Source organism: Streptomyces sparsus, assembly GCF_054776295.1.
This window is the reverse complement of record NZ_BAAHCA010000220.1, coordinates 1-6279: the sequence shown is the minus strand read 5'-3', so window position 1 is coordinate 6279 and position 6279 is coordinate 1. Positions and strand designations below refer to the sequence as shown.

Below are 6279 nucleotides of genomic sequence, written 5' to 3'. Positions count from 1 at the left end.
CGGGGCCGCTGCGGCGGGATCCGGAGCCGGGGCGGCCGGGACCGGCGGGACGGGCCCGGTGATCGTGGTGCCCACGCCCAGCGGCCGGCCGTTCACCCAGGAACTCGCCGTCGAGCTGGCCGGCAAGCCGTGGCTCGTCTTCACCCCCGCGCGCTACGAGGGCATCGACCGGCGCGTGGTGGAGGAGTACGCCGAGCGCGCGGACGTGCGTGAGGTGTCCATCGGCGACTACGTGCTGGCCGGTGGTGAGGCCCCGGTCCTGGTCATGGTGGAGGCCGTCGCGCGGCTGCTGCCCGGAGTACTGGGCAACGCCGAGTCGCATCGGGACGACTCCTTCGCGCCGGGCGCCATGGCCGACCTGCTGGAAGGGCCGGTTTACACCAAGCCGCCGCAGTGGCGCGGACGTGAGGTCCCCGAGGTGCTCGTCAGCGGCCACCACGGCCGGATCGCGCGCTGGCGGCGTGACGAGGCCCTCAGCCGCACCAGCGCCAACCGACCCGACCTGATCGAGCGCTGCGACCCGGACGCCCTCGACAAGCACGACCGGCAGACGCTGCGCTCGCTCGGTTGGACCGAGCGGGCCGACGGGCACTTCGCACGGGACGGCGACGGCCGATTTGGGCTGTCCGGGGGAGCCGTGGAAGAATAGGCCGCTGCCCCACGCCCGGCGCGCGACCCTGCCACAGGGGGACCGACGCCCGCCCCGGCGCGGCGGCATCCGAACTCACACCGAACACGTCCGTCGATGACCTGTGGCATCGGCGAGGAAAGCAGACTCGCATGTCTCACCTTCTCGACACCGTCGACTCCGCGTCGCTGCGCAGCGACATTCCCGCCTTCCGCCCCGGGGACACCGTCAACGTCCACGTGCGCGTCATCGAGGGCAGCCGCTCGCGAGTCCAGCAGTTCAAGGGCGTGGTCATCCGCCGCCAGGGCGCCGGCATCCGCGAGACCTTCACCGTCCGCAAGGTGAGCTTCAGCGTCGGCGTGGAGCGGACCTTCCCCGTCCACACCCCGGTCGTCGAGAAGATCGAGCGTCTGACCCGCGGTGACGTCCGTCGTGCGAAGCTGTACTACCTCCGTGAGCTGCGCGGCAAGGCTGCCAAGATCAAGGAGAAGCGGGACAACTGATCTTCCGCCTCGGCTGATCTCCCGCATCACCATGAGGGGTCCGCGCCGGGCCGGATAGGCTCGGCGCGATGGACACCGAAGCACGACCCACGGAGCGCGACCGCTCCCCGGCCCCGGAGAGGGCCAGGGGACGCCGGTCGCGTTTTGTGCGTCCGGGGGCGGTGGTCGCGGCACTCGTCACCACCCTTCTGCTGGTCAGCACGTTCGTGGTGCAGCCGTTCCGCATCCCCAGCAGCTCGATGGAGAACACACTCCAGGTCGGGGACCGGGTGCTGGTGAACAAGCTGGCGTACCGTTTCGGCAACGATCCGGCCCGCGGTGACGTTGTGGTCTTCGACGGAACCGGGTCATTCGCCGGCGAGCAGCCGACCGAGCACCCGGTCACCGGACTGCTGCGCACCGTCGGTGCGGCGGTGGGTCTGGCGGAACCCTCGCGGAACGACTACGTCAAGCGCGTCGTCGGAACCGGTGGGGACAGCGTCAAGTGCTGCGACTCGCGGGGGAGGATCGAGGTGAACGGTGAACCGCTGGAGGAGCGCTACCTGCACCCCGATGGCAGTGCTTCGGCAGTGCCGTTCGACATCGTGGTGCCTGAGGGGCGGTTGTGGGTGATGGGAGATCACCGTGCCGCGTCGAGCGACTCCCGCGACCACCTGGGGCGCCCCGGCGGCGGCACCGTGCCGGTGGACCGGGTGATCGGCCGCGCGGACTGGATCGGCTGGCCGGCCGGTCGGTGGACGTCCCTGCGGGCAGCCCATGGGTAAGCGCGGCCGGCCCCGCGCAGGGCATCACCGTCCCCCCGAGCCGGTGCTCGACGACAGCGAGATGTGGCAGAGCAGCAGCTACCCGGCGCTGCGCCGCCCGGGTGAGGGCCGGGCGGACCGACGCCGGGCCGCGAAGCGCATCAAGCGGCGCAGGCGCCTGTCGGCGACCCGCGAGATACCGATCCTGGTCGGCGTCGCGCTGCTCATCGCGCTCGTGCTCAAGACGTTCCTGGTGCAGGCGTTCGTGATCCCGTCCGGTTCGATGGAGCAGACCATCCGCATCGACGACCGGGTCCTGGTGGACAAGTTCAGCCCCTGGTTCGGCGCCCGCCCGGAGCGCGGTGACGTGGTCGTCTTCAAGGACCCGGGCGGTTGGCTCGACCAGCAGCAGCTGCCCGGCACGGATGATCCGCCGGTCATCAAGCAGGGCAAGCAGGCCCTGGCCTTCATCGGCCTGCTGCCTTCCGACGACGAGCAGGACCTCATCAAGCGCGTCGTGGCGATCGGAGGCGACACGGTGAAGTGCTGCGACGCGGACGGCCGTGTCACCGTCAACGGTACGCCGCTCGACGAGGCGTACCTGCACCCCGGCAACGAACCGTCCCGACTGCCGTTCGAGGTCCGCGTGCCCGTCGGCCGGATCTTCGTGCTCGGTGACCACCGGGCCAACTCGGCCGATTCCCGGGCCCATCTCAGGGAACCGGACCAGGGCACGGTCCCCGAAAACCTGGTGGTCGGCAAGGCGGTGGTCATCGCGTGGCCGTATTCTCACTGGCGTCGGCTGGAAGAGCCGGGAACCTATGCGTCGGTGCCCGACGTGCGCGGCGCTCCGGTGCCCGCGGCGAGCAGGGGCGACAATGAAATCGTGCCGCTCCCGAGCCCTGCGGAACTCCCGCTCGTTATGGGAGTGGTGGGCCTGCGCCGACTGACGGCCAGGCAGCGGCGCAGTGTGAGGAGTGGATGTGGGGGACGTGGCGGTCGGTGCCCGGTCCGGGTCCGGCGGGGAAGAGCCGGAAAGTCACCCGAGGCGAGAAGACGGTGAGCGGACGGAGGACGACTCGACTCCGCCCGCTGAGACCGGAGCGGGTGGGACCAAGAAGGGCAGCGGCAGCGGCGTGACCGGATCGAAGCAGCGTTCCTTCTGGAAGGAGCTGCCGATCCTGGTCGGCATCGCCCTGGTCCTGGCGCTGGTCATCAAGACGTTCCTGTTGCAGGCGTTCTCGATCCCCTCGGATTCGATGCAGAACACCCTGCAACCGGGTGACCGGGTGCTGGTCGACAAGCTCACCCCGTGGTTCGGCGCGACGCCGGAGCGCGGGGAGGTGGTGGTGTTCCACGACCCGGGCGGCTGGCTGGACAACCCGACGGTGTCGGAGAACTTCCTCCAGAAGAGTCTCAGCTTCATCGGCCTGATGCCCTCGGCCAACGAGCAGGACCTCATCAAGCGGGTCATCGCCAAGGGCGGCGACACCGTGGAGTGCGCCAAGGGCGGAACGGTCAAGGTCAACGGTCGCTCCCTGGAGGAGTCCGACTACCTCTACCCGGGGAACACGCCCTGCGGCGATCGAGAGTTCGGCCCGCTCAAGGTGCCCGAGGAGCGACTGTGGGTGATGGGCGACCACCGGCAGAACTCGCTGGACTCGCGCTACCACCAGGACGGCCCGCACAGCGGCACGGTGCCCGAGGAGGACGTCGTCGGCCGTGCGGTGGTCGTCGCCTGGCCGGTGAACCGGTGGAGCACCCTGCCGGTGCCCGACACCTTCGACCAGAAGCTGGCCGGCGCGATGCCCGCCGCGCTGGGCCTCGCCGGTGCCGTGCCGCTCGTGCTGTGGCGCCGTCGTCGCCTGCTCGCGACCCCGGTGGCCAGGGGCTGACCGGACACCGGACGGGACTGTCGGCGCACCCTACCCAGGGGTAGGGTGCGCGCAGACCGTCGGTGGACCCGGGGAGCACCAGGTGAGCGGAACGACAGGCCCGGCGCCCCGGCGGCGCGACCGGGGGGAGACGATCTCCTCGGTGCTCGTGGCGCTGGGCTGCGTGCTGTTCCTCGGCGGCTTCGCCTGGGCCGCCGTCCAGTACCGGCCCTACACGGTTCCCACGGACTCCATGGCCCCCACGGTCGCCGCCGGCGAGCGGGTCCTGGCGCAGCGCGTCAGCGGCGCGGAGGTCCGCCGGGGCGACGTGGTGGTGTTCACGGACCCCGAGTGGGGCGAGCTGCCGATGGTGAAGCGGGTGGTCGCCGTCGGCGGCGACGAGGTGACCTGCTGCGACTCCCGGGGTCGCCTCACCGTCAACGGCACACCGATCGAGGAGCCCTACCTGCGGGGCGGTGGCCCCGCCTCACCGAGCGGCTTCCGGACGGACGTGCCGCGCGGCAGCCTCTTCCTGCTGGGCGACAGCAGGGACGACTCGCTCGACTCCAGGACGCACCTCGCCGACGGCTCCCAGGGCGCCGTGCCCCGCTCGGGCGTCCGCGCCCGGCTCGACGCGATCGCCTGGCCACCGGGCGGGCTGCGTACCGTGGACCGTCCGCAGGCCTTCGCCGGACTGCCCGGCGGTGTGTCCAGGCCGGGCCCCCTGCTGCCCCTGCTGTGGGCGGTCGGGACGGGTGCGCTGCTCATCCTGGGCGGGGCCGCCCACGGGCCGATCGCGCGGCGTGTCGGACGGGGACCCGCGAGCTGACGCACAATGAGGTGAACGCACGGCTGAAGGGGAACATGCCATGAGCGCCGAGGACCTCGAGAAGTACGAGACCGAGATGGAGCTGAAGCTCTACCGGGAGTACCGGGACGTCGTCGGTCTGTTCAAGTACGTCATTGAGACCGAACGGCGTTTCTACCTCACCAACGACTACGAGATGCAGGTCCACTCGGTGCAGGGGGAGGTGTTCTTCGAGGTGTCGATGGCCGACGCCTGGGTGTGGGACATGTACAGGCCGGCTCGCTTCGTCAAGCAGGTGCGGGTGCTCACGTTCAAGGACGTGAACGTCGAGGAGCTCAACAAGAGCGACCTGAACCTGCCGGAGGACTCGGGCTTCAGCAGCTGACGCCCGGCCCTGGATGTGCCGGGGGAGGGGCGGGCTGCCGGGCGGGCTGCTTGCTGGGAGGGGCCTGCCGGCGGGGGCCTGCTGGGAGTCGGGGGACTGGGGGACTGGGGGAGCGGTCTGCCCAGTTCATACCTCTGCCCTCCCTCCTTTGCCCTCCCTCTTCCTTCCTCCTTCGGCCGCCTCTCCCGGTGGGCCGGTGTTCCGAGCCCCCGCCTGGGATCCGCTGAGCTGCCTGCCTCCGCGTCCCTCTGACGGGTGACCGAGTTATCCACAACCCGCCACTTGTCCACCGATTCGCTTCAAGATCCACTCGGATCTCCGCCCTGCGCCAGGGTCAGCGGTGGAGGTGGGTTCGATGAACGAGCGAGAAGCACTCGGCCGCTACGGGGAGGACCTGGCGGCCCGGCGGCTGCGGCAGCGGGGCATGGCGATCCTGGAGCGGAACTGGCGCTGCCGGGACGGCGAGCTGGACATCGTCGCGCGGCACGCCGACGCCCTGGTCATCTGCGAGGTCAAGACCCGCAGACCAGGCCCCTACGGTTGTCCCGCGGCCGCCGTCACGCCCCGCAAAGCCGCCCGGCTGCGCCGGCTCGCCGCCCGGTGGCTGAGCGAGAGGTGGATCGCCCGGTACGGCTGCGTCCCCTCCGGCGGGGTGCGCATCGACCTGGTCGGCGTGGTGCTGCCGCACCGCGGTGCCCCCGTCGTGGAACACATCCAGGGGGTGGCCTGAGATGGGCTTCGCGCGTACGTGCTCCGTCGCCCTGGTCGGTGTGGAGGGTGTGCCGGTGGAGGTGCAGGCCGACCTGGAGCCGGGAGTGGCCGGCTTCACCCTCGTCGGACTGCCGGACAAATCCCTGGTGGAGAGCCGGGACCGGGTGCGGGCGGCGGTGGTGAACTCGGGGGCGGAGTGGCCGCAGAAGAAGCTCACCGTCGGCCTCAGTCCCGCCTCCGTGCCCAAGGGCGGCAGCGGGTTCGACATCGCTGTGGCCTGTGCCGTCCTCGGCGCCGCCCAGCGGGTCGATCCGCGAAGGCTGGCCGACGTCATGATGATCGGCGAGCTGGGGCTGGACGGCCGGGTGCGGCCGGTGCGCGGCATCCTGCCGGCCGTGCTGGCCGCCGCGGACGCCGGATACCGCCAGGTCGTCGTCCCGGAGCAGACGGTGCCGGAGGCCTCCCTGGTGCCGGGCGTCTCCGTGCTGGGGGTGCGCAGCCTGGCGCAGCTCATCGCACTGCTCACCGACGAGCCCGAACCGGAGGACGACCTCTCGCGGGCGGACGGCTGCCCCGATCTCACCGCGTCCGCCTACGCGGTGCCCGCCGCCGGGCTCGGCGACTGCG

The 6279-nt window shown here is 71.3% G+C and carries 9 protein-coding genes; all 9 read left to right on the top strand.

Features of this window, described 5'->3' with window-relative positions; genetic code table 11:
• Positions 1-649 (top strand): RNA methyltransferase (locus ACYVE9_RS12665; RefSeq protein WP_461027906.1); only part of this gene is annotated, 649 nt, incomplete at its 5' end.
• Between the two features lie 131 nt (positions 650-780).
• On the top strand, positions 781-1131 hold the full coding sequence (gene rplS, locus ACYVE9_RS12660; protein ID WP_461027905.1) for a 50S ribosomal protein L19: 351 nt from the start codon (positions 781-783) through the stop codon (positions 1129-1131).
• Between the two features lie 68 nt (positions 1132-1199).
• The gene (gene lepB / locus ACYVE9_RS12655) at positions 1200-1895 is read left to right on the top strand and encodes a signal peptidase I (RefSeq protein ID WP_461027904.1); all 696 of its coding nucleotides are present in this window, start codon (positions 1200-1202) and stop codon (positions 1893-1895) included.
• Entirely contained in the window at positions 1888-2937 is a 1050-nt protein-coding gene (gene lepB, locus ACYVE9_RS12650) for a signal peptidase I (RefSeq protein ID WP_461027903.1), read from the top strand. The genes lepB (ACYVE9_RS12655) and lepB (ACYVE9_RS12650) overlap by 8 nt, the downstream gene beginning before the upstream one ends.
• Positions 2867-3769, top strand: a complete 903-nt coding sequence (gene lepB / locus ACYVE9_RS12645; RefSeq protein WP_461027907.1) for a signal peptidase I — start codon at positions 2867-2869, stop codon at positions 3767-3769. The genes lepB (ACYVE9_RS12650) and lepB (ACYVE9_RS12645) overlap by 71 nt, the downstream gene beginning before the upstream one ends.
• Before the next feature lie 82 nt (positions 3770-3851).
• Complete coding sequence (gene lepB, locus ACYVE9_RS12640; RefSeq protein ID WP_461027902.1) at positions 3852-4577, top strand: signal peptidase I; 726 nt, start codon at positions 3852-3854, stop codon at positions 4575-4577.
• Positions 4578-4617: 40 nt separating this feature from the next.
• A complete protein-coding gene (locus ACYVE9_RS12635; RefSeq protein ID WP_461027901.1) occupies positions 4618-4941 on the top strand; it encodes a DUF2469 domain-containing protein in 324 nt (107 codons plus the stop codon).
• A 355-nt stretch (positions 4942-5296) separates the two neighbouring features.
• Positions 5297-5671 (top strand): YraN family protein, encoded by a 375-nt coding sequence (locus ACYVE9_RS12630; RefSeq protein WP_461027900.1) that lies wholly within the window; start codon positions 5297-5299, stop codon positions 5669-5671.
• Between the two features lies 1 nt (position 5672).
• Positions 5673-6279, top strand: a 607-nt coding sequence (locus ACYVE9_RS12625) for a magnesium chelatase domain-containing protein (RefSeq protein WP_461027899.1), incomplete at its 3' end; no start/stop codon positions are given.

Excerpts from the sequence above, each read along its gene's own strand:
- rplS (WP_461027905.1), top strand. The coding sequence starts at position 781 with ATGTCTCACCTTCTCGACACCGTCGACTCCGCGTCGCTGCGCAGCGAC.
- lepB (WP_461027904.1), top strand. The coding sequence starts at position 1,200 with ATGGACACCGAAGCACGACCCACGGAGCGCGACCGCTCCCCGGCCCCG.
- lepB (WP_461027903.1), top strand. The coding sequence starts at position 1,888 with ATGGGTAAGCGCGGCCGGCCCCGCGCAGGGCATCACCGTCCCCCCGAG.
- ACYVE9_RS12635 (WP_461027901.1), top strand. The coding sequence starts at position 4,618 with ATGAGCGCCGAGGACCTCGAGAAGTACGAGACCGAGATGGAGCTGAAG.
- ACYVE9_RS12630 (WP_461027900.1), top strand. The coding sequence starts at position 5,297 with ATGAACGAGCGAGAAGCACTCGGCCGCTACGGGGAGGACCTGGCGGCC.